This is a genomic window from Rhodococcus sp. MEB064, from assembly GCF_000834565.1.
In the GTDB taxonomy this organism is placed as follows: Bacteria; Actinomycetota; Actinomycetes; order Mycobacteriales; family Mycobacteriaceae; genus Rhodococcoides.
On the sequence record NZ_JXQS01000009.1, the window covers coordinates 152224 to 177986 of the forward strand.

The following is a 25763-nucleotide window of genomic DNA, read 5'->3' on the forward strand; positions in this document are numbered from 1 at the left end:
ACACTGGACACATGTCGTCTCTCGGTTCGATCGATCTGCACCATGTCCGCCGCTGCGTCGAACTCGCGCGCGAAGCCCTAGAGGCCGGTGACGAGCCGTTCGGGTCGGTGCTGGTCGACTCGGACGGTCGTGTGTTGTTCGAGGACCGCAACCGAACGGGTGGCGGCGACGCGACTCGGCATCCGGAGTTCACCATCGTGGAGTGGGCCGTCCGCAACCTCGATGCGCAGGCTCGATCGTCGGCGACGGTCTACACGTCGGGGGAGCACTGCCCGATGTGCTCGGCGGCGCACGCGTGGGTGGGGCTCGGCGACATCGTCGTCGCGGTGACGGGCGCGCAGTTGACGGCGTGGCGGGAGGAATGGTCGTTGGACGCGGGCCCGGTGGCGGCGCTACCGATCCAGCAGGTCGCGCCGTCGATCCGAGTCCACGGCCCGGTAAACGAGGTCAGCGCGGAGATGCGATCGCTTCATCGTCGGAACGCCGGTCTTCCTGCGGAGAGCGCCTGAGCCGCCAGGTCGTCAATGCGATGCCGGCGACGAGCACGACGGCCGCCGCGATCAGGCCGACCGGTGAGCCGGGGAAGACGCCTTCGAGGATCAGCCAGACGCCGAACACGAAGAACAGAGTTGCCGCGCCCAGGGTGATGAGGCGCTCGGGGAGGTGCTTGCCCAGCGTCGCGCCGACGATGATGGCCAGGGCGTCTGCGGCGACCATGCCCAACGTCGATCCGATCCAGACGCCCACCCAGTCGTTGTCCGACGCCAGCGTCACGGTCGCGAGCATCGTCTTGTCTCCCAGTTCGGCAAGGAAGAACGCGGAGGCCACGGCGATGAAGGCGGACTTGGTGACGCGGTCGGCCTTGGAGGCCTCGTCGTCGTCGAGGCTGTCGCCGCGCAGCGTCCACAGTCCGAAGACGAGGAACGCGATGCCGCCGACGATGCCGATCAGATGGGTGGGCAGGGCGACACCCAGGTAGTGGCCGACGGCGACGGACACCAGGTGCACCAGCGTCGTGGCGACGGTGATGCCGCCGATGACGACCCACCAGCGATATTTCAAGGCGAAGGTCATGGCCATCAGCTGTGACTTGTCACCGAGCTCGGCGACGAAGATGACACCGAAGCTGAGCAGCAGCGCGGCGAACACGGGAAACCTCCAGGGCAGGACGCGCAGACCGTTGCGAGGGGAGTTCACGGCCGGCGCTCGGCGCACTCGGAAGTACGCCGTGCGGTCATCGGACCGAAGGTCTCGCCCACCGATTCGCGGTCTCACTCGAGACGGCTGTCGGTTCACCGGGCCGGGAACGGATCCATGTGCGATCCGCGCCAGTATGTCGACTCGGCGATTGGGGGCTACTCCCCTTCGCTGTTCTCCACGCTAAACCGCAGGTCAGGCTTCTGCAACTTCGACTTCCCTGTTAGGTCGCCCGAACTTTCGACTTCCGCGTCCCGTCCACCGTCATGCGGCGAGCAGCATCGCCAGCACCGCGGTGTCGGGGTCGCTGATGGGGTCGAGACCCACGCGACTGACCATCGACGTCACGGTCCCGTCTGCTTCGGCTTCGACCCATGCCGCGCGGTGATCGAGTCCGAGATGGGGCAGGCCGGGCAGCAGGACGCAACCGGACGCGGCGCCCGCGCACTCCGGCAAGGTCGGCATGGTCTCCGACGGTGGGTGCAGCATCATCAGCGCAGCGGGCTGATGCAGGGCGAACCGTTCCGGGGTCACCGCGTGGTCACCGATCACGGGGCCCTCGGACAGGACAATCCCGACGGTGCCTTCGTGCGGATCGTCCGGGAGTTCCTCCCGCACACCGAAGACGGTGGAGGTGACCAACAGGCCGGGTGTCGACGCGACGTGGACGGTGAAGGCCAGGAGCTGCGCCCACTCCTTCGTCGTGTCGGGCCAGCGGCCGGAGATGACGAAGCCGCGCAGCGTGCCTCCGGAGTGGAACGGGGCGACTCCGATGACACGACGATCGGGATGAAAGGTCACGGCGTTCTCCTCGCACTGGCCGGCAGATGCATTCCCCTGCAGGGGAGACGGCCGCGCGGAACGTGCGCGGACCATCGGCACACATCGTCGGGTGAATGAAGGAAACACCAGCGCCCACCTGGCACACAAGTGGCTGCGAGTGCCAGGTGTTGCCTGCCGTGACAGTCGAGGTGCCGCACGGCGGGCCGAGGAAGCGCACACCCCTGGTGGTGACCGCACACCCTCCCTAGCCTGCTGCTAGGGGTGTGCGGTTCGCAGAAGGGGTGTGCGCACCCGTCGCAGGCCAGGCCAGCGCGCACCGACCCACCACCGCACACGAAAGCGGGCGCACCCGCTGGGGTGCGCCCGCTATCCGGCGGCGCTCGACGTGTTGGCGAGAACTACGGGAAGATCAGACCCGAGGTCTGCGACGTGGCGGCGGCGAAGCGCTGCTGCACGTCGGCCCAGTTGACGACGTTCCAGAATGCCTTGACGTAGTCGGCCTTGACGTTCTTGTACTGCAGGTAGAAGGCGTGCTCCCACATGTCGACCTGCAGCAGCGGGATGATGCCGAGGGGCACGTTCGCCTGCTGGTCGTACAGCTGGAAGGTGAGCAGCTTCTTGCCCAGCGTGTCGTAGCCGAGGACGGCCCAGCCGGATCCCTGCAGGCCGTTGGCCGCGGCGGTGAACTGCGCGCGGAACTTGTCGAACGATCCGAACTGATCGTCCAGAGCTGCGGCAAGCTCGCCTTCGGGCTTGTCGCCACCGTTGGGGGAGAGGTTCTTCCACCAGATGGAGTGGTTCACGTGGCCACCGAGGTGGAACGCGAGGTTCTTCTCCTGCAGGAAGATCGAGCCGTGATCGTCCTTGTCACGGGCGTCGGCCAGCTTCTCCAGCGCGGTGTTCACGCCGGCCACGTAGGTGGCGTGGTGCTTGGAGTGGTGCAACTCGTTGATCTCACCGGAGATGTGGGGCTCGAGAGCTGCGTAATCGTAGTCGAGGTCGGGCAGTGTGTACTCGGACACGTGTTTCCCTTCTCTTGCGTCAGTGTTGGCTGACGTGTCATAGCTGACGGCTGGCTCTACCCAGCCAATATCATTCGTACACCTCGCGCAACAGTTCGGCGCACGCGGAGTGCAGCGGTGGAGGCGCTTCCGGACTGCGGTCCTCTTGGCGACGATTGTTGTTTACACCGGCGAACTCGACCTCCGGGTGAACGGAACCTTAAGATCTGGGGTGATGACACACCCGACGCCGAACCCGGACAACGGGGTGGTCTCGGTCGCGGCGCCGTCCGAACCGCCGCCAATCAGGTTCGGTGGCGTCGACATTCTCCGCGCGCTGGCCGTGCTCACCGTCGTGTACTCGCACATCTCGTACTTCCTCGTCGACGACCTCGGCACCACGTGGTGGTTGATCGACGTGGTCACGGTGGTCCTGGTCGAGCACGGTGGACTCAACCACCACCTGTCCTTCGTGGGCGTCGCCTTCTTCATGATGCTGACCGGGTTGGTCGCGACGGCGTCGGTCGTCCGGCATTCACCCCGGAAGTTCCTGGTGGGGCGGGCCGCGCGACTCCTCCCCGTCTTTTGGCTGTCCGTGCTCGCGGCGATCGTCCTGGTCCGCCTGGGCGTGAACGGGATGTTCTCGCAGACGGTCGGCATCAGCAACGCCGAGGCTGCCATGAGCTTCGTGCTGGGCGGATTCTTCGTCCGTCCCGAAGTGGTCGTGCTCGGTGTTACCTGGACCCTCATCGTCCAGGGCGTCTTCTACGTCTATGCCGTGTCCATGCGCCGTGTCCTCGCATCCCGTCCGGTGCTGGTCCCGGTGATCGGTGCTGCCCTCTGCTGGGCGGTACTGCTCTACACCGACCTGGTCCCGTACTCCTGGACCGTGCCGATGGTGGACAAGGTCGCGGCGACCCTCCCGACGGTGTTCCTCGGCCAGCTCGCCTACATGGGATTCGCGCGGCTGGCGTCGTGGCGTGCACTCACCGCTGCAGCCCTCGCGCAGTTCGCGGTGATCCAGTACGCGATCACCGTCGACGCCTTCCACGTCGGCCAGCAGGGGCACCTGTGGACGGTGCTGGTGCTGATCGTGGCGGTCGTCCTGGTTGCACCGACGGACACAGCCTTCGGTCGTTCACGCGTCGTCCACTGGTTGGCGACTCGGAGTTACACCATCTACCTGGTGCACACGTTGGTGCTGTACCGCATCTACTCGCTCGTCGAACCTCATCTCGGGCCGACGATGGCCGTGCTGGTGTTCGCACTCGCCACCGGAGCGCTGTCCGACGTCATCTATCGCTACGTCGAGACCCCGGCGGCGCGGTGGATCGCGCGCCACTGGTCGGGGCGCGCGACACCCGCTACCGACTCAGCTGCCGCATGACCTCGCTCGCGACCAACTCGAGGTGGTCGATATCCGTCAGGTCGAGGGTCTGCAGGTAGAACCGGGTCGCGCCCAGCTCGGCGTACGTTCCCAGCTTGTCGACGATCTCGGCGGGCGTACCCGCGGCTCCGTTCGCGCGGAGTTCGTCCACCTCGCGTCCGATGACGCCGGCACGACGTGCCAGTTCCGCGTCGTCACGCCCGCAGCAGAGCACCAGCGCGTTGGAGAAGATCATCGAGTCGGCGTCGCGCCCGGAATCCGCGCACGCACTGCGAACGCGCTCGAATTGTGTTGCTGCGGAATCTGTGTCGGCAAAGGGGAGGTTGAACTCGTGCGCGTATCGCGCCGCCAGTTCGGGGGTCCGCTTCTTGCCCATTCCGCCGATGATGATCGGAGGCGGGCTCTGCACCGGCTTCGGCAGAGCCGGTGAATCGGTCACGCTGAAATGCCGACCCTCGTAGGAGAAGGACTCGCCTTCCGGCGTGCCCCACATGCCGGTCACGATGGCGAGGGTGTCCTCGAACCGGTCGAATCGTTCGCCCACCGGCGGGAACGGAATGGCATTGGCGGCGTGCTCCTCCGCGTACCACCCCGCGCCCAGGCCCAGTTCGACCCTGCCGGAACTCATCGCGTCGACTTGCGCGACGGAGATGGCGAGCGGCCCGGGGTACCGGAAGGTGGCGGAGGTGACCAGCGTGCCGAGCCGGATGGTCGACGTCTCCCGCGCCAGTCCGGCGAGGGTGATCCACGCATCCGTCGGTCCGGGTGACCCGTCGACGTTCATCGCCAGGTAGTGGTCCGAGCGGAAGAACGCGTCGTAACCGAAGTCCTCGGCGGCACGAGCCACGCGGAGCAGGTCGTCGTAGGTGGCACCCTGCTGCGGTTCGGTGAAGATTCTGAGATCCATGACTCGACCTTAGAGCGCACCGGCCTGCTCGCGCCGGAAACGGGATCGAGTTCGGTTTCTGTGGATGTTTCTGTGGATGGTGGGGAGTAAACTTGCTGATCGACAAGTAATAGGCGCAAACAAGTTGTCGATCAGCAATACTCGGCGCATGGAATTCACGGCCGAGGCCGAGATCGACCGCCGCGTCGACCAGCTCACGGAGGACGAGTTGGACGACATGTCCGACGCCGTCACCCCCTACCGCGGGCGCGTGACCCGCAGCCTGCTCGGCCGCGCCAGGTTGGTGGTGACGGTGCAGGCCGACGACCTGACGCAGGCGACGGCGGTCGCCGGTGCGGTGTTGCGGTCGTCTGCACTCGGTCGAGAACTGGTGTCTCTGGCGATCCATCGCTCCCGCGACTTCGTCCTGGTGTCCGGTCTGCCGCCGACGGAGGGCTGGGCGTCGGTGTCCGAGGTCGCGGCCGGTACCTCTGTCTCGCGTCAAGCTGTGCTGCAACAGATCGCATCGGGCTCGTTGGCGGCGACGAAGGTCGGGTCGACATGGATCGTGGCGCGAGCGCCCCGGCGGCCATCGGCGGAATGGCGGAACGACGACGAACCGGTCGACGGAGAGCGGATGGTGGCACCGTCCCGCACGCCGTGACAGGATCGAGCCGTGACTTCCGGATCCGTCCCGTCCGTGTCCGTGGCCGACGTGCCCGCACAGAGTGCGGAGGCCGTCCTCCTCGACGTTCGTGAGCAGGACGAGTGGGAGCAGGGACATGCTCCCGGCGCGATCCACATTCCGATGGGTGATGTGCCCGCCCGGATCGGTCAGGTCGAGGTCTCGGGACCTCTGTACGTCGTCTGCCGGGTGGGGGGACGTTCGGCGCGTGTCGTCGAATACCTGCAGCACGCGGGCGTCGAGGCGGTCAATGTCGACGGAGGCATGGTCGCGTGGCAACAAGCAGGCCTCCCCGTCGTCGACGACGCCGGCAGACCCGCCACCGTCTACTGAGTCGGCAGCGCGAATGAACTATTTCCAGATCTGTGCGCGCTGCGCGACGCGGATCGACGTCGGACCGCGTCCGCAGCAGTGGTGTCCGGTCTGCCGAGGGGTGTTGCTCTCGCCCGTGCCCGTGGGCCAGGTTCCTACCGGGGTGCGTCGCAATTTCCGCTGGGTCGCCTCGAGTCCCGTGCGCGCACGTCGCTCGCGGGTCGTCCGGGCACCGTCGCCCACACCCCGCTACGACATGATGCCGACGTGGGGCCTGCCGGTCGTCGGCCGAGCGACGGTCGAACCGACCGAGAGCGCCGGGGACCGACTCGCGGGCCGCGTCACGTCGATGGTGAGCGTGGCGTTCTTCCTGTTCGTGGCCGCGGCGCTCGCGGAGTTCGCGAGGTACGCCGTCTTGTTGGTCAGCCGTGACTCGCTGATTCCGGCCGCCGTCCTCGCTCTGTCGGACGCCGCTGTCTGGTGCCTGTCCTTCCTGTCCGTGGGCGTCGGTCTGGTGGCCGCCGTCGCGAGCGTGGCGTGGCTCGTCCGTGCCCGGCGCAGCGCGTACGCAGATCGGGGCGAGGTGGATCCTCGACGACCACGCACCCTGTTCGCCGGATCGCTGATACCGCTGGTCAACCTCGTCGCCCCCGGTGTCTTCCTCACCGAACTGGCCCGCGTGAGCTCGCAGCGATGGTCGCTCGAACGGGTGCTTCCCTGGTGGTGGACCGCGTGGGTCGTCAACTGGCTCATGCTGGCGGCGACGCTCGCGTTCCGCGTCGCGGACGGTATCCAGGCCCGGGCCAACGGTGTGCTGGCAACTGCGCTCACCGACCTGGTCGCCGCCGGACTCGCGGCTCTGACACTGGTGCTGATCCGCCGCTCCGACGGTCGCACCGTGCGCGGTGACGACAGAACGCTCACACGGTGGACGATCGCACCGGATCCGGTGGAGCTCACGCGATGAGCGTCCTGCCGCTCGTCGTCGCACACCGGGGAGCGTCGGGTGCACGTCCGGAGCACACCCTGGTCGCGTACGAGCAAGCTCTGCGGGAGGGTGCCGACGGCGTCGAGTGCGACGTGCGGTTGACCCGCGACGGCCGAGTCGTCTGCGTGCACGATCGGCGGATCGACCGGACGTCGTCGGGGTCGGGGATCGTCAGCACGCTGACCTACGACGCCCTGGCCGGGCACGACTACGGAACGGCCGACGACCCGGCGCAGGTGCTGCTGCTGTCGGATCTCATCGACGTCGTCATGTCGTGGAAGGCCAAACCCGCCAAGATCTTCATCGAGACCAAACACCCCGTCCGCTACGGCGGGTTGATCGAGAACGCCGTGCTGGCGGAACTCCACAGGTTCGGAATCGGGCGTCCGGGCTCGGCCTCGATGTCGCGAGCCGTCGTCATGTCCTTCGCTCCGACGGCGGTATGGCGGGTCCGGCGCTCGGCCCCGATGTTGCCGACCGTGCTGTTGGGCACTGCGTCCCGCTACATCGGCGGCGGAGCCGCGACGACGGTCGGAGCCACCGCGGTGGGGCCGTCCATCAAGACGCTGCGCGAGCGACCGGCGATGGTCGATCACGCTGCGGCAGCCGGTCGCGCGACGTACTGCTGGACGGTGAACACCGAGGAGGACGTGCATCTGTGCCACGACCTCGGGGTCCGGTGGATCGCCACGGACCACCCGGGTCAGGCTCTTGCATGGTTGGACGACAGCCTCACCCGGTAGGTTCGACCATCGTGGGTAAGAAGAGCAAGAGAAACAGTGGTCCGAAGCCCGACAGCCGACGCGCCGAGCTGCTCGAACAGCGCCGCGTCGAGCGTGAGGCGTTGTCCTCCGCTCCCGTTCGGCCGTTCGAAGGCCTGGCGTTCGAGTGCGACATGGTCGCCATGCGGGAGTTCGTAGCCTCCGCGACGGCAACGCTGCCCGTGACGGGGAGCGAGCGGCCGGTCACCCTGGCCACCGTGCTCCCGGGTGCCGTGGCCGCCTTGGTGCGTGACGACGAGAAGCAGGATGCCTTCGTCGCGATGCAGGTGCAGACGTTCTCCGAGGACCTGTCGGCCGATCTCGCCGCGGCCGTCGAATGGACCGCCGGTGCGACACCGGGAACGTCGTTGGCAGCGTCCGCGCCGTCGGAGACCACCGCGCGCCTGGTCGACCTGGTCGATGCCGGGTCGCCGCTGGAGATCACGGTGCACAAGGACTTCTCGTGGTGGATCCCCGAGGGGGCGAGCCCCGATCCCGAGGTCGACGCGACCATCGAGCGCGCGAACGGTGCGATTCTCCCGTCGGCACGGATCACCGCGGACGGTGTGTCCGCAGCATGGTGGGTCGACGCCGGGGACAAGGCGCACATCCGCTGGGTCCGTCCCGAGGACGAGGACCAGCTGATGATCGCCCTCGCACGCCTGCAGTCCGAGGGCGCGCTCCACGTGGGCGAGGGCTCGCGCTTCGCCGGGTCGTTCCGCACCCACGGGCTGCTGGTTCCGGTGTTCGACCTCGACCCGGAGGTCCACCCGGACGAATGGGCAACGGGCACAGCAGAACTGGGTAAGCGACTGGACGAGACACTGGCCGACACGTCGGAGCTCTCCTCCGAGCAGCGACGCGCCCGGGACGGCTTGCGCAGCCGTCAGGTCACTCTGCGCTGACCGTCAGGCGAGTCCCCCGGCGATCTTCGGCGCGTTGCCGCCGCCGCGGGACTCGCTGGTCATCTCTCTGGCGACGAAGTCCTCGATGTGGAAGAGGTTCTGCGCCGCGCGATCGACGATGGTCAGCAGTGTCGTCATCGACGCCACTTCTTCGATCTGTTCGCCGAGGAACCACTGCATGAACTGCTCGCCGAGGTAGTCCCCGGTGTCGCGGGCGGTGCGGGCCAGCGTCGTGATCTGGTCGGTGACCTTCTTCTCCTGCTGCAAGGCGAGTTCCACCGGTTCGCGCACCGTGGCGAAGGTCGTGACGACGTCGTCCACTCCGGGAACCTGGACCTCGAGGTCGTTGTCGAGCAGGTACTGGATCATCATCATCGCGTGGCCGCGCTCTTCGTCCGCCTGCGCGTAGAACCTGGCGGCGAGCTGCGGTAGATCAGCACCGTCGAAGTACACCGCGATCGCGATGTACTGCTGCGACGCCGTGAACTCGTGGCGCACCTGTCGGCGCAGGAGTTCGTGGAATTCGCTGGTCCCTCGGTCGCGGCTCATGACGACACACGGTACTGGGTCGGGTGCCGGACGTGGGTCGCGTGTCGTGCGGCACCCTCGGCCCCGGTCCGCGATCTGCTCTCATCCAGCCCCGGCGGGTGGACAACTTACCGGTGAGTAAGAAAGTCTCTCCCCGACCCCGCTGCCCGACGCGAATGCCGCGTGACCTGCGCCGGGGCGGGGAGAGACGTCATGGAGCTGGACCGCAGGCAGTTTCTCCGCGCGATGGGTGTGGCGGGTCTCGTGGGAGCCGCCGGGACGGCGGCGCAGGGTTCGTCCGCGGCTGCGCCCGCACTCGACGGTGTCTACCGCACGTTCGTTCCCGAACTCTTCGCGCCGGTCGATCCCGCTCCTGAACATTCCGAGGCGCTGGTGGTGGGGTCCGGATTCGGCGCCGCCATCACCGCCGCACGTCTCGCGCGCGCCGGGGTGCAGGTGACCGTTCTCGAGCGGGGATCCCAGTGGCCGACCGACCCACGGCGGCAGATCTTCGCCAACGACGTCGCTCCGGACGGCCGAGCGTTCTGGCGGCGCGGCGGTCTCGCGCCACTGACCGGCCTGCCCATGGTGCCGACGGATCAGTTCGGTGGAGTCTTCGACGTCACCGAACACGGCACGATCGACGTCTGGTGCGGGGCCGTCGTCGGCGGCGGGTCGATGGTGTTCACCGGGGTGATGATCGAACCGGAGCGACGGTTCTTCGAGGCGATCTTCGGTGGCACGGTGTCGTACGACGAGATGAACTCGGTGTACTACCCGCGCGTCCGATCGGAACTGCGACTGTCCTCCATGCCGGACGACATCTACGAGTCGACACCGTTCACGCATTCGAGAGTGTGGGACCGCCAGGTGCGGCGCGCCGGCTACACCCCGGAGCGCATCGACGGCATCTGGGACTGGGACGTCGTCCGAGCCGAACTGTCCGGGCGCTCGCGGCCGTCCGCGGTGATCGGGGAATCCAACCTCGGTAATTCCAACGGTGCCAAGTTCGACCTGAACCGCAACTATCTGGCCGCGGCGCGGGCCACGGGCCGCTGCACCGTCCACCCCCGCCACGAGGTGACCGCGATCGAGCGCGACTCCGGGGGGCGGTACGTGCTGACCGTGGACGTGCTGGATCCGTCGGCGCAGGTGATGTCGACGAGGACCCTCACGTGTGACGACCTCTTCCTCGGTGCCGGGTCCATGGGCACATCCAGGCTTCTGGTCCACGCACGGGACACCGGCCGCCTGCCCGATCTCAACGAACATGTCGGACAAGGATGGGGGACCAACGGTGACGCCGCGTTGGTGCGCGGCATGTCCCCGGACGGGATCGGCATCGTGCAGGCTTCACCGTCCGCATCGCGCATCTCCGACGATTCCGGCGCGCCCGTGACCCTGGAGAACTGGTACGTGCCCGGCTCGCCCGTGGACCTGACGCTGATCGGGTCGCTGGGCATGGTCATGGACTCGACGCGCGGATCGTTCGTCTGGGACGAGGCGACCCGTTCGGTGCGGCTCGACTGGCCCGAGAGCGGCAATCGAGCCGTCGAGGACGCACTGCGCCCGGTGCACGACAGGATCGCGCAGAGTTCGGGGATCGGTGTCGGCTATCCGCTGTTGCGGGTACCGGACGTGAACACCTCGTTCACCGCACATCCGCTGGGCGGCGCGGTCATCGGACGTGCAACCGACGATCACGGCCGCGTCGTCGGCTACGACCGCCTCCACGTCGTCGACGGTGCGTTGGTCCCGGGCAGCACAGGCCGCGTGAATCCGTCGTTGACGATCAGCGCGCTCGCCGAGCGCAACATCGAGAGGATCATCTCTGATCGCTGAACTTCGGCTGATCGGTGACCTGCGGTCAGCCGCCGCCGATCAGATCCGGAGGCAACTGCTGATCGTTCGCCAGGAGGTCGAAGAACCGCGACGCCTTCTCGCGATCGGACAGCAGGACGTTGCCGGAGCCGTCGACGTCCTCGAAACCCGAGACCGGGATGGTCGTGGTCACCATCTCTCCGCGCAGAGCCCAGCCGAGGGACGCGAGGTTCCAGATGTGGTCGCCGTCGTCGACCTGCAGGGACCGCACCACACCGCGAACCAGGGGCACGGCGCGGAACGGGTTCAGGAACGTCGACGGGCCGGTCGCCTTCGACAGCAGCGACGACAGGAACAGTCGCTGGTTGTTCATCCGGTCGATGTCGGCGAGCGCCGTCGCCCGGCTCCGGACGAATCCGAGAGCCTGCGGTCCCGACAATTCCTGGCACCCCGGCCGGAGATCGATTCCCGCCAGCGGGTCGACGATGTCGTACGGGACGCAGATGTCGACGCCGCCGATCGCATCGACCATGTCCGCGAATCCGCCGAACCCGACCTCGGCGTAGTGGTCGATGTGCAGCCCGGTGACACCTTCCACCGTCTGCACCAGTAGTGGCGCCCCGCCGAGGGAAAACGACGCGTTCAGCTTGTCCTCGCCGTTCCCGGGAATGGGTACGTACCAGTCACGCGGAAGGCTGACCATCGTCGTGGGCCCGCTGGAGGGGATGTGGATGAGCAGGATCGTGTCCGTGCGGCCGGCGCCGATGTCGCCGCCGGTAGCGAGGGCCGCTTCCTGTTCCGGCGTCAGGCCCGTACGGCTGTCCGATCCGACGAGAAGCCAGTTTGTCCCTGGTGTGTCGCCGGGTCGGCCGTCGTAGTTCGCCAACGCGTCGACACGTGAGAGGGAGGTGTCTGCCCACACGGCTCCGCCCACGAGGAGAAGAAGGACGACCAGGAGCCCGATACCGATGTGTCGACCCCACCGTGGACGACGTCTGCGCTGCTGCGGTGGTGTGGGTGGAGGCGCGGGCGGACCGGTCCGCCGAGGCGGCGGCGGCGCGTATGCCCGCGGGTCCTGGCGGGGAGCGTCCGTGCGCCCCTGCTGCGGGACGGCCGACCAGGCGCGCGGATCCTGCTGGGGCGGACGGTGCCGGTCCGGTCGTTGCTGGCGGGTGTTGTCCGCCCAGGAAGGGGGCGTGCCGGCACGACGTCGGACGACGGGAGGCTGTTCCGGGCCCGGACGTCCCTGCCCCGTACGACTCGGTGGCGGCCGCCGCCGGGGGTCGTACGGAGGTTGCTGGCTCATCCGGCGACTCTAACCGGCCGGTCCGTCATCCCGGCAGCCATGAAACGTGGTCGCGCAGCGCGGCGAACCCCACGAAGGCGACGACGTCGATCAGTGCGTGCGCGACGACGAGCGGCCACAGTCGGCCCGTGCGCTGGAAGTACTTGCCGAAGATCAGTCCCATGACGAGGTTGCCGACGCCGGCGCCGAAGCCCTGGTACAGGTGATAACTGCCCCGCAGCAGTGCCGATGCGATGAGCGACCTGTTCTCTCCCCAGCCCAGCGCGCGGAGCCGTGAGATGAGCCAGGCGACGACCAGGACCTCCTCGGCGACGGAATTCGCCACCGCCGACAGCGTCAGGGTGATCGGACGCCACCAGATGTCGTCGATGGTGCTGGGCAGGACGGTCACGTTCAGGTTCAGTGCGACGGCGGCGAGGTAGAACAGCAGTCCGGGGATGCCGATCAGCGCGGCGAGTCCGACGCCGTGCAGGATGTGGGGCCGTAGCCGCGGTCGAGCGAAGCCGATGGCCCGCGGCCCGATTCCGCTGCGCCACAACAGGTACAGGCCCAACGCGCCCCACGCGAACAACCGGACGGCGCCGAGGATCTGCCGGAGGAAGTCGATCGGCCCCAGTGTCGACTGCGGAACGTTGATCGCCACGGTCTGCTGGGACAGAGCGCCTTGTTCCATCGCGCTCTCGATCAGCGACAGGATGCTGGAGAGGCCGCTGAGTCCGAACGTGAACAGCAGGACGACGACGATCTCGATCCGGATCGACCGGGGCGACTCGGTGACAGGTGGTTTCTCCGGATGCACTCCGTCGATTGTGCCCGTCGATCGGTCAGTGGTGATCGCGCGCGCGGAGCCCGTTCATGAACGGGCAGCCTGCGAGCACGCGGAGCGCCTTGCTCAACTCGGTGACGTCGTCGACGGGGGAGGCGAAGGGGATGCGGACGTCGTGGTCGTCGGACGGACCTTCGACTCGGATGCCGACGCCGTAGCGGTCGATGCTGAGGGGGCGGGGCCGGCCCGTGCGCAGTGACGGCGGGAGGCGTCGCGCGATCTGGTGCACCATGTCGGAGTGGTCGCTGTCCAGATGCTGCAGCCATCCGCCCTCCACCTCCCAGAACGGATCGGGCTCGGCTGCCATCAGGTCCCGGACGGACAGCGGTTCGGCGCCCGTGGCGTCGGCGACGACGACCGATTCCAGGATCAGGCGCAGCAGGACACCGCTGTGTCCGACGTCGAGAAGCCCCGCGTGCGGGTACTGCGAGGCGACGGCCGCTGCCACGGCGCGCTCGGCGTTGTCGGGGACACGGCGGAGCTCGCCACTCAGCCAGACCAGCGAACGCACGGGTTCCCGCAGGTCGAGGGGCGCGTGGTCGGTGAGTTCGAGGACGGCCGGAACGCCGGCCGAACCCGCCTGGAATGTCACAGCGCCGACGGTGCTGTCCGCGGGCACGACCATGACGATCTCGCCGGGCGAGCGCAGGAAGTGCATCGTGGTGGCGACCGGGGCGCTTCCCTCCACTGCGAGCACCGTGTGTTCGGCGCGCAGGCACACGCTTCGGACGCGCTCGGCAGTGGACGGGACGGTGGTGACGACACCGTTCATGACGGCCCCCTCGGTCTGTGCGGGTCGAACTCGGATGTACTTAGGTAAGGGTTAGCTAAGCAGCCGCGGCGCGAGTGCGCAAGACGAAGAAACTAGACTGACCGCGTGCCCACGATGCTGACCCTGGGTGTCCGCCCACGCCGAGACCCCGAGGCTCTGTTCGCCGGGCTCCTCGTCGCCAACGCCCCGAACGTCCCGGCCGAACCGCATTCCATGATCGGGTCGACCTGCATCGCGGCCAGTGCGGTCGGCGCATCGGACGACGTCTCGGACAAGGTCGTCACTCTCGACATCGCTCCGTCGCTCTCACCCCCGCCCGCCCGTGCGTACCTGGTGCATGCGACCGGTGAGCAACTCGACGATGCGATCGCGCTCGACACCGGATCACCCCTCGTCGTGTTCTGCTCGGGCGGTGACGTCGTGGAGACGACGGCGACGATCGATCGCGCGGGTCATCACACGGGCATCGACTTCGGCGCCGACGAGGACGTCGTCGCAGATTCGCTGGCCGTGGTCGCCCATGCCGAGCACGGGTTCTTCGCCGCAGCATCCGACGCGGCCGGAGTGCTCGCTGTTCTCGCAGGCACGGTCGCCGCTCTGCGCGGCGACGACGTCCGCGCCGCGATGCGCGCGCCGGACCTGCAGAAACTCGTCTCGCTCCATCCCGATGCCGCCGCAGCGACCCGCGGTGTCCTGCTCGGCATCCTGGTCCCCGACGCACCGGGTATCGCCGCCACTCTCACCGAGCGCGTCGCCGGCGCCCGGCACGAAGGCTAGACACGTGCGGAGTGTCGAGAACGGGCCTCCCACCACACGGAACGCGTAGCGTGGCGCACGTGCGTATCGCCTATTTCGGACCGTCGGGAACGTTCACGGAGATGGCTCTGGCCAAGCTCGAGGGGGACGGCGTGTTGGGCGACGACGTCGAACGCGTCAGTGCGTCCAGTCCGCCCGCGACCCTGGACCTCGTGCGGTCGGGCGATGTCGACGGTGCCGTCGTGCCCATCGAGAACTCGGTACAGGGGTCCGTTCCGCCCACCCTCGACGCGCTGGCGACGGGTGACCGCCTGCAGATCATGGCGGAGACCGAGCTCGACGTGTCCTTCACCATCGTCGCTCGCGCGGGAACGTCGCTGGCCGACGTGCGGACCGTCCGGGCCTACCCGCACGCGGCCGCCCAGGTGCAGCACTGGATCGCCTCGGCGATGCCCGACGCACAGGTCGAGTTCGCCTCGTCGAATGCCGCTGCTGCCGAGGATGTCTCACTGGGATTGGCGGACGCCGCCGTGTCCACCGGTCTGGCAGGCAAACGCTTCGGCCTCGAGGTGCTGGCCGCCGACGTCGCCGATGTGCAGAACGCGCGCACGCGCTTCGTCTACGTCACTCGTCCCTGCCCGCCGCCGGCGCCGACGGGCGCCGACCGCACCGCCGTCGTGCTCACTCCGCCGGACCGGCCGGGCACCCTGGTGTCGGCGCTCGCCGAGTTCAGCACCCGTGACATCGACCTGACGTTCATCGAATCACGGCCGCTACGAACACATCTGGGTACCTACCGCTTCTACATCGACTGTGTCGGACACATCGACGATGTGGCGGTCGCGGACGCCCTGCGCGTACTCCACACCAAGGCCGATGCGCGCTTCCTGGGATCGTGGCCGAGCGCACACGTCGCTGCTGCCGCGAACCGTCATACCGGCGACGTGGGTGGTCACGACTGGGTCGACGCACTGCGACGGGGAGACCGGTGAGCGGGCGACTCGTCCTCGTTCGGCACGGCCAGACGCACTCGAACGTCGCGCGCAGGCTCGACACACGGCCGCCCGGTGCGGATCTGACGGAACTGGGTCACCGGCAAGCCCGCGAGTTCGCGGGCACTCTCGACGTGGAGCCCGCAGCCGTCGTCTCCTCGATCGCACTCCGAGCGCGACAAACCGCGCAGTACATCGCCGACGCGGCAGGTGTGTCGCTGACGGTGCGTGACGGGCTGCAGGAAACGTTCGTCGGCGAGCTCGAGGACCGGAGCGCCGAGGAAGACCATGCGCGGTTCACCGAGGTCTACCGTTCCTGGTTGGACGGGGACCTCGACTCCCGGATCCCCGGTGGGGAGTCCGGTGCCGAGGTGCTCGCGCGGTACGTTCCGGTGCTCGACGAACTTCGGGCGACTCATCTGAGGTCGGACTCGTCGACCGTATTCGTGGTCAGCCATGGCGCGGCCATCCGGCTCGTCGCGGCGGTTCTCGCCGACATCGATCGCGATTTCGCGGCGGACAACCATCTGGACAACACGGGAACCGTCGAACTGGTTCCTGTCGAAGGTGATTCGCGCTGGGAGTGCGTCCGCTGGGGTACCTACACCCCGCCGTTCGAGACGAAGGGCAGCCGGACCCCCGACGACCCCATGGGCTGACGCCTCGGTGCGACCAGGTGATCCGGGGGAGACGACTCAGCCGTCGCAGCGCTGATCACGCCCCGCACTGCACTGGTCAACCGTGGCAGCGTGCCCGACGACAGCGTGGTCCAGGAGTGTCCGTCCGCGTCGGACGACGTGCTCGCCAGGATGCGGCCGGAGGGGCTGTCGTACACCGCCACGACAGGTCCCACCCGGACGGCCGGTCCCGAACCGTGCGTGAGTCCCACGATCTCGACGTGGCGGGTGCACTGCGGAACAAGCGTCGAAAGCCGTTCCGCGACAACAGCGGTCGCGTCGTGCACCGTGTCGAGCAGTTCGCCCTGCAGCGTGCCCAGCGCGGAGACGAGCGTCCTCGCCGAGTCGCCGTGCCCGGCATCGAAGGTCATCGAACCGCCGGAGCTGGTTACCCACACGGACACGCCGGTGTGGTTGCCGCACAGGCTGTATCGCGACTCCGCACCGTTGCCGGGATGCGAGACGACGCGTACCTCGACCGACCATGAGGGCGACGTGACGGTCGTGAGCACGCCGAGCAGGCGACGCTGCACTGCACCGGTCGGTGTCAGCAGTCCGCGCACAGCGAGGCCGGCTCCGTCCCCGACGCCCGGAGGGGTCGGGCCGAGAACGGTAGGAAGCGGGCCCAGACGGGCGTGGCCGAGGACGTAGCCCAGCTCGGCGATATCGAGGGTGATCGGTCCGTCGACGTCGGGCGGACCACCGAGAACAGGTGCGGTCACGACCGCGCTCCGATGACTGCCGGGACGACCGGTACGCCGTCGTCGATCTCGACCACTGTCGTGGTGGTTCGGCGGCTGGTCACGGTGTCCTCGTCGTGTCGGACACCACCCGTCGGCAGTCCTGCGCCGAGACCCGCGCGGGACGACGACTCGCCGAGCACCGCGCTCGAGCCGGCGTCGCCGATGGTCTCGTTCCCGATGACGCTCGACGTCGCGAACGCTGTGCGGCCGGGGGACACAGCTCCCGACGACACACCGGACATTGCCCCGGCGGACGACCACCCGGCCGGGCCGGTCGGTGCCGCGTTCGGCGCGGGAATCGGCGACATCCAGGATCCCGTCGTCATCGACGGGCCGGGTGACGAACCCGAGGTCACCGCGGATACGACGTGCGACGGGACCTGCTGAGCGATCGACACCGCGTGGGTCGTGGCGGGCTCCCGCAGACCCTCGACTGTCTTCGTGAACACGTCGGGAGTTCGCTTCGACGTCACCGGGTCGGACCCGCGAGGCGCGAGGGAGTCGTCGCGTTCGCCTTCTTCCGGCCGTGCCGAGACGTCCTTGTCGGCGTGTGCGAGGACCGGCGTGACGGTCGGGCCGGCGGGTGCTGTCACGGCCGTGACGACCTGCGGTGGAGCGTCGAACGCGGCCGGAAGCGCGAGGTGGGCCGAGGCTGCTTCGTACGCCTCCATGACGAGTGCCGCGCGCACGTCGAGGGCGGCATCGGCAGCGTCCGCGGCTTGCGCCGCACCGGTGAGCGCGCCGCCGACGGCATAGGCGGTGGTGCGGCCGGCTTTCACGGCGGCGATCTCCGGAATCGACGGCATGACCGCGAGCGCGGTGGTGACGGCGGCGGCCTGCGCTGTGGCCCGCGCCGAGACCGATGCGGCGTGCTCCGCCGCTGCCGTGATCCAGGCGGTGTAGGACGTGAGTCCGGCCGATGCCGCGCCGGCGGCATCCCCGCTCCAGGTGACGGCGAGTTCGGCCGTGACACGGGCGACCGTCGCGGCGGCATCGGCCACCGCGGCGGCGACGCCGCCCCAGGCAGTACCGGCCGCCAGCAGCGGCACCGGACCGGCGCCGAGGGACAACGCGGCGGAGTTGACGGTGGCAGTCCTGGGCAGCCAGAACACGCCGGTGGGTCCGGCGGTCATGCCGTGCCGCCGGCCGACAGTGCGGACGAGAAGGTGGAATCCACGATGTCGTATCCGGCCGCTTGAGCCCGCAACGCGGCGGCGGCCTCGTGCAGTTCCGCGACGGACGCCGCGACGGCGGTGTCGAAGGACTGCGCCGACGACAGGAAATATCGGGCGGCGAGCAGTGACACCTCGTCACTCCCCGACGGTGGGGGCCGCATCCCGACAGCGGCAGCGGTGACCGACGCCGCCAGGCGCACCGCCGCAGCATCGAGTTCGGCAGCGCCCGACAGCAGCGCCTCGGGATCGACGAACACATGGCCCGGCATGGAGGTCTCCGTTCACATCGCTTCTGATCTCGATGCTTGGACGCACGGACACACGGTTCGGTTCCGGGCCCGCCGAACGGTCTAGCCGAAACCCAGTTCGTGGAGCCTGTCGTCGTCGATACCGAAGTGGTGGCCGATCTCGTGCGCCACCGTCACGGCGATCTCACGGCGCGCATCGTCTTCGTCGGCGGCGATGTCGAGTATCGGGAGCCGGTAGATGGTGATGACGTCGGGAAGGTGACCGCTGTAGTCGAACCGCTCGGTCAACGCGACACCCTCGTACAGCCCCAGCAGGTCTTCCGTCGGATGCTCGTCCTCGACGAGAACCACGACGTTGGACATGAACGACGCCAGCTCGTCGGGAAGGGAGTCCAACGCGTCGCCGACGGCGTTGTCGAACTCGGCCTCGGTCATGGTGACGGGCACGTCACGCTCCGGGCAGAGGCGATGCTCCGGGCAGGGGTACGGGGAGGCTGCGACCGTCGGGAACTGCAGGCGGAGGAACCGGAGCGGCACCGTCGATGGTGATGTCGCCCTTGGCCGACCCGACGATCGACGCGAAGCCGCCCGACTCGACCTCCTTGCCGATGGAGCAGCTGACCTTCTTGCTGCCCGCGAGCCAGCTCGATGCGTCGACGTTGTCCCAGAACAGGGTCAACGTCTTGTTGCGCAGCGCGTCGGGGCTGCCGAGATAGGCATCGGAGGCCTGCGTGCAGGTGGGTTCGAGGTACTTGTCCTGCTCTTCCACCGAGGGAAGCCCACCGGGGAACTGCGCGGCGAGGTCCACGACGGACACCACCTCGAAGGCGTGCGGCGCGCCGCAGTCGATCGGATCGGTCGGAACACCGGCCTCGACCCCGACGCAGCTGCCGGTCTCCCAGACCATCGACTGGTCCTGGTCGGCGACACTTCCGGTCATGACCTGCAGGGCGCTGGTCGCGCCCGTCTGCTGGATGCCGCAGCGGATCGCACGCTCGCCGGCCGCCCAGCCGGCCTGACTCGGGAACATCAGGCCCACCGAGTATTTGCCGGTGGGGTCGAAGCGCCCGCCGGTGTAGTCCTGCACGGCGGTCTCGCAGTGCTCGTCGCGCAACGACGCGAACCTGGCGGCATCCGGGTAGGGCGCCCCGGTCGCGAACTCCGCGACCGGATAGACGCCGAGGTCGATCGTCTCCGCGACTTCGAAGCGGTGCGGTTGCGCGCACGTCACCTCGGCCAGATCCTGTCGGTCGGTGTCCGGGTCGTCCGTCGGGGTCCACTGCAGGCAGTCGCCGGCGTCGGACGAGCCGAACGACGTCGTCGACGCCGTGCCGACCGTGCCCTGTGCGGACGGCGTCACCAGCTTCTCGCTGCGATCGAAGCCTCCCGAGACGCCGATCGTGATGGCTGCTGCGCCGATGGCACCGATGGCGACCAGCGCGAGCAGGCGTCGAGCTTTGGATGCCTGGACGGTGCGCGGCTGGTCGGAAGTGTCGCCCGACGGCTCGTCGGTGTCGCTCGACGGCTCGGGGGCGGTCGCATCGGTCGTCGCCGGGACCGGGGTGGTCTCGGCGTCGTCCGTATCGGACGCGCTCACGGTGGGGTCATCGGGCGTGGAAGACATCGACTCCATCATGCCTGCCGGTAGGTTCGGACGGTATGAGTGGTGCGATTCCCGAGGACGCGGGCCTCGAAGCAGGCATCGAGGAGCTCGCGACGCGCGTGTTCGACATGGCCCGCAGTGGTGACGCTGCGGCGCTGGCCGCCTACGTCGACGCCGGCGTTCCGGTGAACCTCGCGAACGATTCCGGCGACACGCTGGTCATGTTGTCGGCCTATCACGGGCACGCCGATGCGGTGATCGCTCTGGCCCACCGCGGCGCCGATGTGAACCGACCCAACGACAAGGGCCAGACACCGATCGCGGGGGCCGTCTTCAAGGGCGAGGACGACGTCGTCCGTGCGCTCGTCGACGCCGGCGCCGATCCACACGCGGGCCACCCGACCGCCGTCGATGCCGCCCGGATGTTCGGTCGCGAGGACTACCTGGTCATCCTCGGAGTCGGCTGAGCGTCCGACCCCAGTAGGCTCACTCCCCGTGATCGACCTCAGAGTTGTCCGCGAGGACCCCGACGCCGTCCGCCAGTCGCAGCGCACCCGGGGCGAAGACCCGTCTCTGGTCGACGCGCTTCTCGACGCCGACGCCTCTCGCCGCGCCGCGGTGCTGGCCGCGGACAACCTGCGTGCCGAGCAGAAGGCGCTGGGCAAGAAGGTGGGCAAGGCCTCGCCCGAGGAGCGGCAGGAACTGCTGAAGGGCGCATCGGAGCTGTCGGCACGAGTCAAGGACGCCGAAGCCGCGCAGAACGCTGCCGACGCCGATCTCGACGCGGCGCACCGTGCGATCTCGAACATCGTGCAGGACGGAGCTCCCGCCGGTGGCGAGGACGACTTCGTGACCCTCGAGACCATCGGGGAGATCCCCACCATCGAGAACCCGAAGGACCACCTCGAGCTCGGTGAGTCACTCGGCATCATCGACATGGAGCGCGGCGCGAAGGTGTCCGGCGCCCGGTTCTACTTCCTCACCGGGTACGGCGCGCTTCTGCAGCTCGGACTGTTGCAGTTGGCCGCGCAGCGGGCCGTCGCCAACGGTTTCACCATGGTCATCCCGCCCGTCCTGGTCCGCCCGGAGATCATGGCCGGAACCGGTTTCCTGGGTGCGCACTCGTCGGAGATCTATCACCTGGACGACGACGACCTCTACCTCGTCGGTACGTCGGAAGTACCGCTGGCCGGCTACCACTCGGGCGAGATCATCGATCTGAGCTCGGGGCCCAAGCGGTACGCCGGATGGTCGTCCTGCTTCCGTCGTGAAGCGGGGAGCTACGGCAAGGACACCCGCGGCATCATCCGCGTCCACCAGTTCGACAAGGTCGAGATGTTCGTCTACACCCGTCCCGAGGACGCGGATGCCGAGCACCAGCGACTGCTCGGCTGGGAGAAAGAGATGCTCGCCGCGGTGGAGCTTCCGTACCGCGTGATCGACACCGCCGGCGGTGACCTCGGTTCGTCGGCCGCGCGCAAGTTCGACTGCGAGGCATGGCTTCCCACCCAGAACACCTACCGCGAACTCACGTCCACCTCGAACTGCACCACGTTCCAGGCGCGTCGACTCGGTGTCCGGTACCGGGACGAGAACGGCAAGCCGCAGACGGCCGCGACGCTCAACGGCACCTTGGCGACGACTCGGTGGATCTCCGCGATCCTCGAGAACCACCAGCAGCCCGACGGCAGCGTCAAGATCCCGGCTGCGCTCGTACCGTTCGTCGGCACCGACGTCCTGCGTCCGCCGAACTCGTAGCCGTACTGCACGTGAACGCACCCGATCGTAACTGGATCTGCCATTTCGCAGGTTTCCGATCGATCGGGTGCGCTGACGTGCATCGTGAGGCCGAGAATCAGCAGTGCGGGTTCGCTACTCGTCCCGTGTCGGCGGTTCGGTGACGAGGACGTCGTCCGCCGGCAGCGGGACGGCGAGTTCCACCATCCGCTCCGGATACGACGGGTAGGCGGGACGGATCCAGACCTTGGTGTCGTCCAATTGCGTCATGACCATCCGACGCCACTGCCATTCCGGTGTCGCACGCCGGAGATCCAGCTCGCTGACCAGCGGTAACGGCGCCCGCGCCCAGTAGGGAGCGGACAGCGAGCTCAGCCCGCGCGCTTCGAGAACGTCGATCGCCGCCTCGAGCTGCACATCTTCGGCGATCACGTGGCCGACAGGGTTGACGGCGTCCACGAGTTCGCCGTCGTCACGAGCCATGTCGGAGACGGTCCACCCCACGAGCTCCCCGTCCGATGCTCTGGTCACGGGGAGTCGGCTACGCCACCGGTCGATATCCACTTCCTCGACGGTACCGATGTCCGCGTCGGCTCACGATTCCCAGGACCGCGCCAACTTCCGTGCCGAGGCGATGATCGCGCGTGCCTCGTTCCTGTCGACGCGTGCCTGCAGAAGTGCGCCCGAGCTCATCGTCACCAGGATGCGAGCTCGATTCTCGGGATCGTCGTCACCCCGGTTCACCAGGGCGTCGGTTACGGCATCGGTCAGTCGCCGACGGTAGGCGTCGACGACGGCGGCGAGGGTGTCGTCGTGCGCGGCGGATCCCGCAGCAGTGTTGACCAGAAGGCAGCCGCGACGTGGTGCGTCGGCATCGAGGACGTCGAGTTCCGAGTCGATCGACGCGAAGTAGGCGTCCAGACCGTCGTCGGTCCGCAACAGGTCGAGTCGCGGCGCCACCACCGTGTCCAGATAATCCTGCACCGCTGCGTCGAACATGCCGCGCTTGCTGGTGAACGCGTGATAGATGCTGGACCGGGACAGGCCGGTCGCTGCCTCGAGTTCGGGTAGGGACGCGCCTTCGAAGCCTCTGTGCCAGAACACGTCTCGCGCAGCAGTGATCACCCGCTCGGCGTCGAACGTCGCTCTCCTACCCATCTGTCACCCTTCGTCGGTGAGGCGTACGGTATTTAGTGTACCGAACGATCCACAAAAGGAGCATCGACGTGAAAAGCACCCAGATCCAGCTCGTGTCCCGCCCCACCGGGTGGCCTACTGCCGACAACTTCCGGTCGGTCACAGTCGACCTTCCAGACCTCGAGCCGGGCCAGGTGCGGGTCGCGAACGACTTCATGTCGGTCGATCCGTACATGCGCGGTCGCATGAACGACGTCAAGTCGTACGTACCGCCCTTCGCTCTCCACGAGACGATGACCGGTGGCGCCGTCGGCCGAGTCCTCGAGAGCCGGTCGGACGACGTCGCTGTGGGGAGTGTCGTGGTGCATCAGCTGGGATGGCGTGACATCGCGCAGGGAGAAGCCTCGAATTTCCGTACGGTCCGTGAGATCGACGGCGTTCCCACCTCGGCCTACCTGGGAATCCTCGGTATGACGGCCCTGACCGCGTACGTCGGATTGCAGGACATCGCCCAGATGAAGCAGGGCGACACGGTGTTCGTGTCGGGCGCTGCCGGAGCAGTGGGAAGCGCGGTGGGCCAGATCGCCCGCATTCTCGGCGCCGGACGGGTCATCGGTTCTGCGGGATCGGCGGAGAAGGTCGACCTTCTGACCGGCAAGTACGGCTTCGACGCGGCGTTCGACTACAAGCGGGCCCCGGTTCGCGACCAGCTGCGCACAGCAGCTCCGGACGGCATCGACGTCTACTTCGACAACGTGGGTGGCGACCACCTCGAGGCCGCCTTGGATTCGTTCAAGGACGGCGGACGCGCTGCACTGTGCGGCGCGATCTCTGCCTACAACACCGTGGGGGCCACTCCCGGACCGGACAACATGTCGAACATCGTGACCCGAGGCCTCACGCTGCGCGGCTTCACGGTGGGCAACTTCTTCGACAGGTTCCCCGCCTTCGCCGAGGACATGACCGCATGGCTCACCGACGGCCGGATCAGCTACGACGAGACGGTCGTCGACGGGATCGAGCGTTCGGTCGACGCCTTCCTCGGCATGCTCCGAGGAGAGAACACCGGAAAGATGGTCGTACGGATCTCCGCTGCGCGGTAGCGCTACCGCTACGCTGCTGTTTGTGGAACCTGTCTATCGCACCATCATCGGCATCGCTCGCACGGTCTTCGCTGCTCAGGGCTTGAAGTTCGACGTGACCGGCGCGGAGAACATTCCCGCGCAGGGCGGTGCGGTGATAGCGGTGAACCACACCGGATATCTGGACTTCACCTACGCCGGCCTTCCCGCTCGTAAGCACAAGCGGTACATCCGGTTCATGGCGAAGAAAGAGGTCTTCGACAACTCGAAGTCGGGCCCGATCATGCGGGCGCTCAAGCACATTCCCGTGGATCGCGGCGCCGGCGCCGAGTCGTACAGGTCTGCAGTGGACGCACTCGCGCGCGGTGAATTGGTCGGCGTGTACCCGGAGGCGACCATCAGTCGAAGCTTCGAGATCAAGGACTTCAAGTCCGGAGCAGCTCGGATGGCGATCGAAGCCGGGGTCCCGATCATCCCCATGGTCATCTGGGGAGCTCAGCGTGTGTGGACCAAGGGGTTCCCGAAGCGTCTCGGCCGCACGAACACCCCGATCACCATCAGGGTGGGTGAGCCGATCGCAGCAGATACGTCCGCCGGCGAGCTGACCACACACCTGCGCACGACGATGCAGTCGATGCTCGCCGAGATCCAGAACAACTACGAGCACCCCGCCGGTGAGTACTGGGTACCTGCCCGTCTCGGGGGGACAGCCCCGACCCTCGAGGAAGCCGACAAGTTGGATGCCGTCGACCTCGAGGCTCGGATGGCAGCGCGAGACGAGCGCAAGCGCGCCTCGGACTGACTAGCTGTTGGGGCCGGCGATCTCGAGCGCGATGTTGTCGGGATCCCGGAATTCGAGGATCGCCATGCCGGCGTCACCGAGATCCTTGACCGGCTCGTGGGCGATGCCGAGCTGGTCCAGGAGCGCAGCGGCGTCGTGCAGATCCTGCATGGAGGCGACGCTGAAGCTCAGATGATCGAGCCCGGCGCGATCCTCGCCGAAGGTGTCGTCGCTCGGCGCGGTGGGACGAAGTCCGAGTAGACCGCCGGCGAACTTGTAGATGACACCGCCGAAGAGGAAGCCGAGGGCTTCCTTCGTCTCCGCGTCCGGGTTCGGCGGCAGCTCGAACGCCACCTCGAAGCCGAAGACATCGTCGTAGAACTTCTTCGATACCGCGATGTCACTGACCGTCAGGCGTACGTGGTTGTAGTCGACTGCTGCGATAGGCATGTGTTGCTCCGATTCCGGTGCACCTGTCGACGCGACCGTCGAGCCGACGTGGGCGCACACACGGGGTATTCGTGGCCACGCATGGAAGCGATGTCCAGAGGATGTCGCAGAAGAATCGCCGCTGACCTGGCGATTTGCATCTCATGAATCACTCGCGTAACTTTCTTCGAGTCAGAGCGACACGGACACCGACCGAAGGCCTTCAGGGGCTGGGCGAACGAGGT

General features: G+C 67.9%; 31 protein-coding genes. 15 read left to right on the forward strand and 16 right to left on the reverse strand.

The features are described from left to right. The first annotated feature begins 11 nt into the window (after positions 1–11). Positions 12–509 carry a nucleoside deaminase gene (locus RU01_RS05645; protein ID WP_042573528.1) on the forward strand — a complete coding sequence of 166 codons (498 nt, stop codon included), beginning with the start codon at positions 12–14 and terminating at the stop codon, positions 507–509. Here the strand turns inward: RU01_RS05645 and RU01_RS05650 are convergent. The 3 genes from RU01_RS05650 to RU01_RS05660 all read right to left on the reverse strand — a co-directional run bounded on the left by RU01_RS05650 (position 448) and on the right by RU01_RS05660 (position 3002). Continuing rightward, positions 448–1149 carry a TMEM165/GDT1 family protein gene (locus RU01_RS05650; RefSeq protein ID WP_042573575.1) on the reverse strand — a complete coding sequence of 234 codons (702 nt, stop codon included), beginning with the start codon at positions 1147–1149 and terminating at the stop codon, positions 448–450. The two genes, RU01_RS05645 and RU01_RS05650, sit on opposite strands and share 62 nt — an antisense overlap. A 312-nt stretch (positions 1150–1461) precedes the next feature. After that, positions 1462–1998 carry a hypothetical protein gene (locus tag RU01_RS05655; RefSeq protein ID WP_042573576.1) on the reverse strand — a complete coding sequence of 179 codons (537 nt, stop codon included), beginning with the start codon at positions 1996–1998 and terminating at the stop codon, positions 1462–1464. 380 nt (positions 1999–2378) lie between these two features. Next, entirely contained in the window at positions 2379–3002 is a 624-nt protein-coding gene (locus RU01_RS05660; RefSeq protein ID WP_042573529.1) for a superoxide dismutase, read from the reverse strand. Positions 3003–3216: 214 nt separating this feature from the next. On the opposite strand from RU01_RS05660, the gene RU01_RS05665 reads away from it, so the two are divergent. Further along, positions 3217–4368 (forward strand): acyltransferase family protein, encoded by a 1152-nt coding sequence (locus RU01_RS05665; protein WP_042573530.1) that lies wholly within the window; start codon positions 3217–3219, stop codon positions 4366–4368. Here RU01_RS05665 and RU01_RS05670 read toward each other — a convergent pair. Then, a complete protein-coding gene (locus RU01_RS05670) occupies positions 4346–5275 on the reverse strand; it encodes an LLM class F420-dependent oxidoreductase (RefSeq protein ID WP_042573531.1) in 930 nt (309 codons plus the stop codon). The two genes, RU01_RS05665 and RU01_RS05670, sit on opposite strands and share 23 nt — an antisense overlap. Before the next feature lie 148 nt (positions 5276–5423). On the opposite strand from RU01_RS05670, the gene RU01_RS05675 reads away from it, so the two are divergent. From RU01_RS05675 to RU01_RS05695, 5 genes are read left to right on the forward strand one after another with little or no spacing between them, the layout of a single operon-like run. Next, positions 5424–5918 (forward strand): hypothetical protein, encoded by a 495-nt coding sequence (locus RU01_RS05675; RefSeq protein ID WP_042573532.1) that lies wholly within the window; start codon positions 5424–5426, stop codon positions 5916–5918. 12 nt (positions 5919–5930) lie between these two features. Next, the gene (locus tag RU01_RS05680; protein ID WP_197074695.1) at positions 5931–6272 is read left to right on the forward strand and encodes a rhodanese-like domain-containing protein; all 342 of its coding nucleotides are present in this window, start codon (positions 5931–5933) and stop codon (positions 6270–6272) included. Between the two features lie 13 nt (positions 6273–6285). Beyond that, the gene (locus tag RU01_RS05685) at positions 6286–7218 is read left to right on the forward strand and encodes a DUF4328 domain-containing protein (RefSeq protein WP_042573533.1); all 933 of its coding nucleotides are present in this window, start codon (positions 6286–6288) and stop codon (positions 7216–7218) included. After that, the gene (locus tag RU01_RS05690) at positions 7215–7982 is read left to right on the forward strand and encodes a glycerophosphodiester phosphodiesterase family protein (protein ID WP_042573578.1); all 768 of its coding nucleotides are present in this window, start codon (positions 7215–7217) and stop codon (positions 7980–7982) included. Before RU01_RS05685 ends, RU01_RS05690 begins: the two co-directional genes overlap by 4 nt. Before the next feature lie 11 nt (positions 7983–7993). Then, positions 7994–8905, forward strand: coding sequence for a DUF5926 family protein (locus RU01_RS05695; RefSeq protein ID WP_042573534.1), 912 nt, complete (start codon positions 7994–7996; stop codon positions 8903–8905). Between the two features lie 3 nt (positions 8906–8908). Here RU01_RS05695 and RU01_RS05700 read toward each other — a convergent pair whose 3' ends face one another. Further along, positions 8909–9454, reverse strand: coding sequence for a ferritin (locus tag RU01_RS05700; RefSeq protein WP_042573535.1), 546 nt, complete (start codon positions 9452–9454; stop codon positions 8909–8911). A 192-nt stretch (positions 9455–9646) separates the two neighbouring features. Between RU01_RS05700 and RU01_RS05705 the strand changes: the two genes are divergently transcribed. Then, on the forward strand, positions 9647–11275 hold the full coding sequence (locus RU01_RS05705; RefSeq protein WP_197074696.1) for a GMC oxidoreductase: 1629 nt from the start codon (positions 9647–9649) through the stop codon (positions 11273–11275). A gap of 25 nt (positions 11276–11300) precedes the next feature. Here the strand turns inward: RU01_RS05705 and RU01_RS05710 are convergent, their stop codons facing one another. From RU01_RS05710 to RU01_RS05720, 3 genes are read right to left on the reverse strand one after another with little or no spacing between them, the layout of a single operon-like run. Continuing rightward, positions 11301–12560 carry an LCP family protein gene (locus RU01_RS05710; protein ID WP_082042915.1) on the reverse strand — a complete coding sequence of 420 codons (1260 nt, stop codon included), beginning with the start codon at positions 12558–12560 and terminating at the stop codon, positions 11301–11303. A 25-nt stretch (positions 12561–12585) separates the two neighbouring features. Beyond that, positions 12586–13395, reverse strand: coding sequence for a CPBP family intramembrane glutamic endopeptidase (locus RU01_RS05715; protein WP_442970462.1), 810 nt, complete (start codon positions 13393–13395; stop codon positions 12586–12588). Then, positions 13385–14158 carry a DUF2470 domain-containing protein gene (locus RU01_RS05720; RefSeq protein ID WP_042573537.1) on the reverse strand — a complete coding sequence of 258 codons (774 nt, stop codon included), beginning with the start codon at positions 14156–14158 and terminating at the stop codon, positions 13385–13387. The genes RU01_RS05715 and RU01_RS05720 overlap by 11 nt, the downstream gene beginning before the upstream one ends. Before the next feature lie 105 nt (positions 14159–14263). Here RU01_RS05720 and RU01_RS05725 point away from each other — a divergent pair, with 105 nt between their 5' ends. Genes RU01_RS05725 through RU01_RS05735 form a run of 3 tightly spaced genes read left to right on the forward strand, consistent with a single transcriptional unit; the run spans position 14264 to position 16565 of the window. Beyond that, positions 14264–14935, forward strand: a complete 672-nt coding sequence (locus RU01_RS05725; protein ID WP_052493136.1) for a hypothetical protein — start codon at positions 14264–14266, stop codon at positions 14933–14935. A gap of 59 nt (positions 14936–14994) precedes the next feature. Then, a complete protein-coding gene (pheA, locus tag RU01_RS05730; protein WP_269430101.1) occupies positions 14995–15906 on the forward strand; it encodes a prephenate dehydratase in 912 nt (303 codons plus the stop codon). After that, positions 15903–16565, forward strand: a complete 663-nt coding sequence (locus RU01_RS05735; protein WP_042573538.1) for a histidine phosphatase family protein — start codon at positions 15903–15905, stop codon at positions 16563–16565. The genes pheA and RU01_RS05735 overlap by 4 nt, the downstream gene beginning before the upstream one ends. Here the strand turns inward: RU01_RS05735 and RU01_RS05740 are convergent. From RU01_RS05740 to RU01_RS05760, 5 genes are all read right to left on the reverse strand, one after another. Next, positions 16508–17305: an ESX secretion-associated protein EspG gene (locus RU01_RS05740; RefSeq protein WP_042573539.1), complete on the reverse strand. Its 798-nt coding sequence runs from the start codon at positions 17303–17305 to the stop codon at positions 16508–16510. The genes RU01_RS05735 and RU01_RS05740 overlap by 58 nt on opposite strands. Next, positions 17302–18459 (reverse strand): PPE domain-containing protein, encoded by a 1158-nt coding sequence (locus RU01_RS22045; protein ID WP_052493137.1) that lies wholly within the window; start codon positions 18457–18459, stop codon positions 17302–17304. Before RU01_RS22045 ends, RU01_RS05740 begins: the two co-directional genes overlap by 4 nt. After that, positions 18456–18770: a PE domain-containing protein gene (locus tag RU01_RS05750; RefSeq protein ID WP_042573540.1), complete on the reverse strand. Its 315-nt coding sequence runs from the start codon at positions 18768–18770 to the stop codon at positions 18456–18458. Before RU01_RS05750 ends, RU01_RS22045 begins: the two co-directional genes overlap by 4 nt. Before the next feature lie 81 nt (positions 18771–18851). Further along, positions 18852–19196, reverse strand: a complete 345-nt coding sequence (locus tag RU01_RS05755) for a metallopeptidase family protein (protein ID WP_442970457.1) — start codon at positions 19194–19196, stop codon at positions 18852–18854. A 1-nt stretch (position 19197) separates the two neighbouring features. Next, positions 19198–20373: a septum formation family protein gene (locus RU01_RS05760; RefSeq protein ID WP_082042925.1), complete on the reverse strand. Its 1176-nt coding sequence runs from the start codon at positions 20371–20373 to the stop codon at positions 19198–19200. A gap of 35 nt (positions 20374–20408) precedes the next feature. Here RU01_RS05760 and RU01_RS05765 point away from each other — a divergent pair, with 35 nt between their 5' ends. Continuing rightward, positions 20409–20819, forward strand: a complete 411-nt coding sequence (locus tag RU01_RS05765; RefSeq protein WP_042573541.1) for an ankyrin repeat domain-containing protein — start codon at positions 20409–20411, stop codon at positions 20817–20819. Positions 20820–20847: 28 nt separating this feature from the next. Further along, positions 20848–22110, forward strand: a complete 1263-nt coding sequence (gene serS / locus RU01_RS05770; protein WP_042573542.1) for a serine--tRNA ligase — start codon at positions 20848–20850, stop codon at positions 22108–22110. 114 nt (positions 22111–22224) lie between these two features. Here serS and RU01_RS05775 read toward each other — a convergent pair whose 3' ends face one another. Next, positions 22225–22620, reverse strand: coding sequence for a hypothetical protein (locus RU01_RS05775; protein ID WP_231568606.1), 396 nt, complete (start codon positions 22618–22620; stop codon positions 22225–22227). A 63-nt stretch (positions 22621–22683) separates the two neighbouring features. Continuing rightward, positions 22684–23247, reverse strand: coding sequence for a TetR/AcrR family transcriptional regulator (locus RU01_RS05780; protein WP_042573544.1), 564 nt, complete (start codon positions 23245–23247; stop codon positions 22684–22686). 62 nt (positions 23248–23309) lie between these two features. Here RU01_RS05780 and RU01_RS05785 point away from each other — a divergent pair, with 62 nt between their 5' ends. Both RU01_RS05785 and RU01_RS05790 read left to right on the forward strand, forming a co-directional pair. Continuing rightward, on the forward strand, positions 23310–24329 hold the full coding sequence (locus RU01_RS05785) for an NADP-dependent oxidoreductase (RefSeq protein WP_156148808.1): 1020 nt from the start codon (positions 23310–23312) through the stop codon (positions 24327–24329). Positions 24330–24351: 22 nt separating this feature from the next. Further along, positions 24352–25110: a lysophospholipid acyltransferase family protein gene (locus RU01_RS05790; protein ID WP_042573546.1), complete on the forward strand. Its 759-nt coding sequence runs from the start codon at positions 24352–24354 to the stop codon at positions 25108–25110. Here the strand turns inward: RU01_RS05790 and RU01_RS05795 are convergent, their stop codons facing one another. Beyond that, complete coding sequence (locus RU01_RS05795; protein ID WP_042573586.1) at positions 25111–25539, reverse strand: VOC family protein; 429 nt, start codon at positions 25537–25539, stop codon at positions 25111–25113. Positions 25540–25763: the final 224 nt, after the last annotated feature.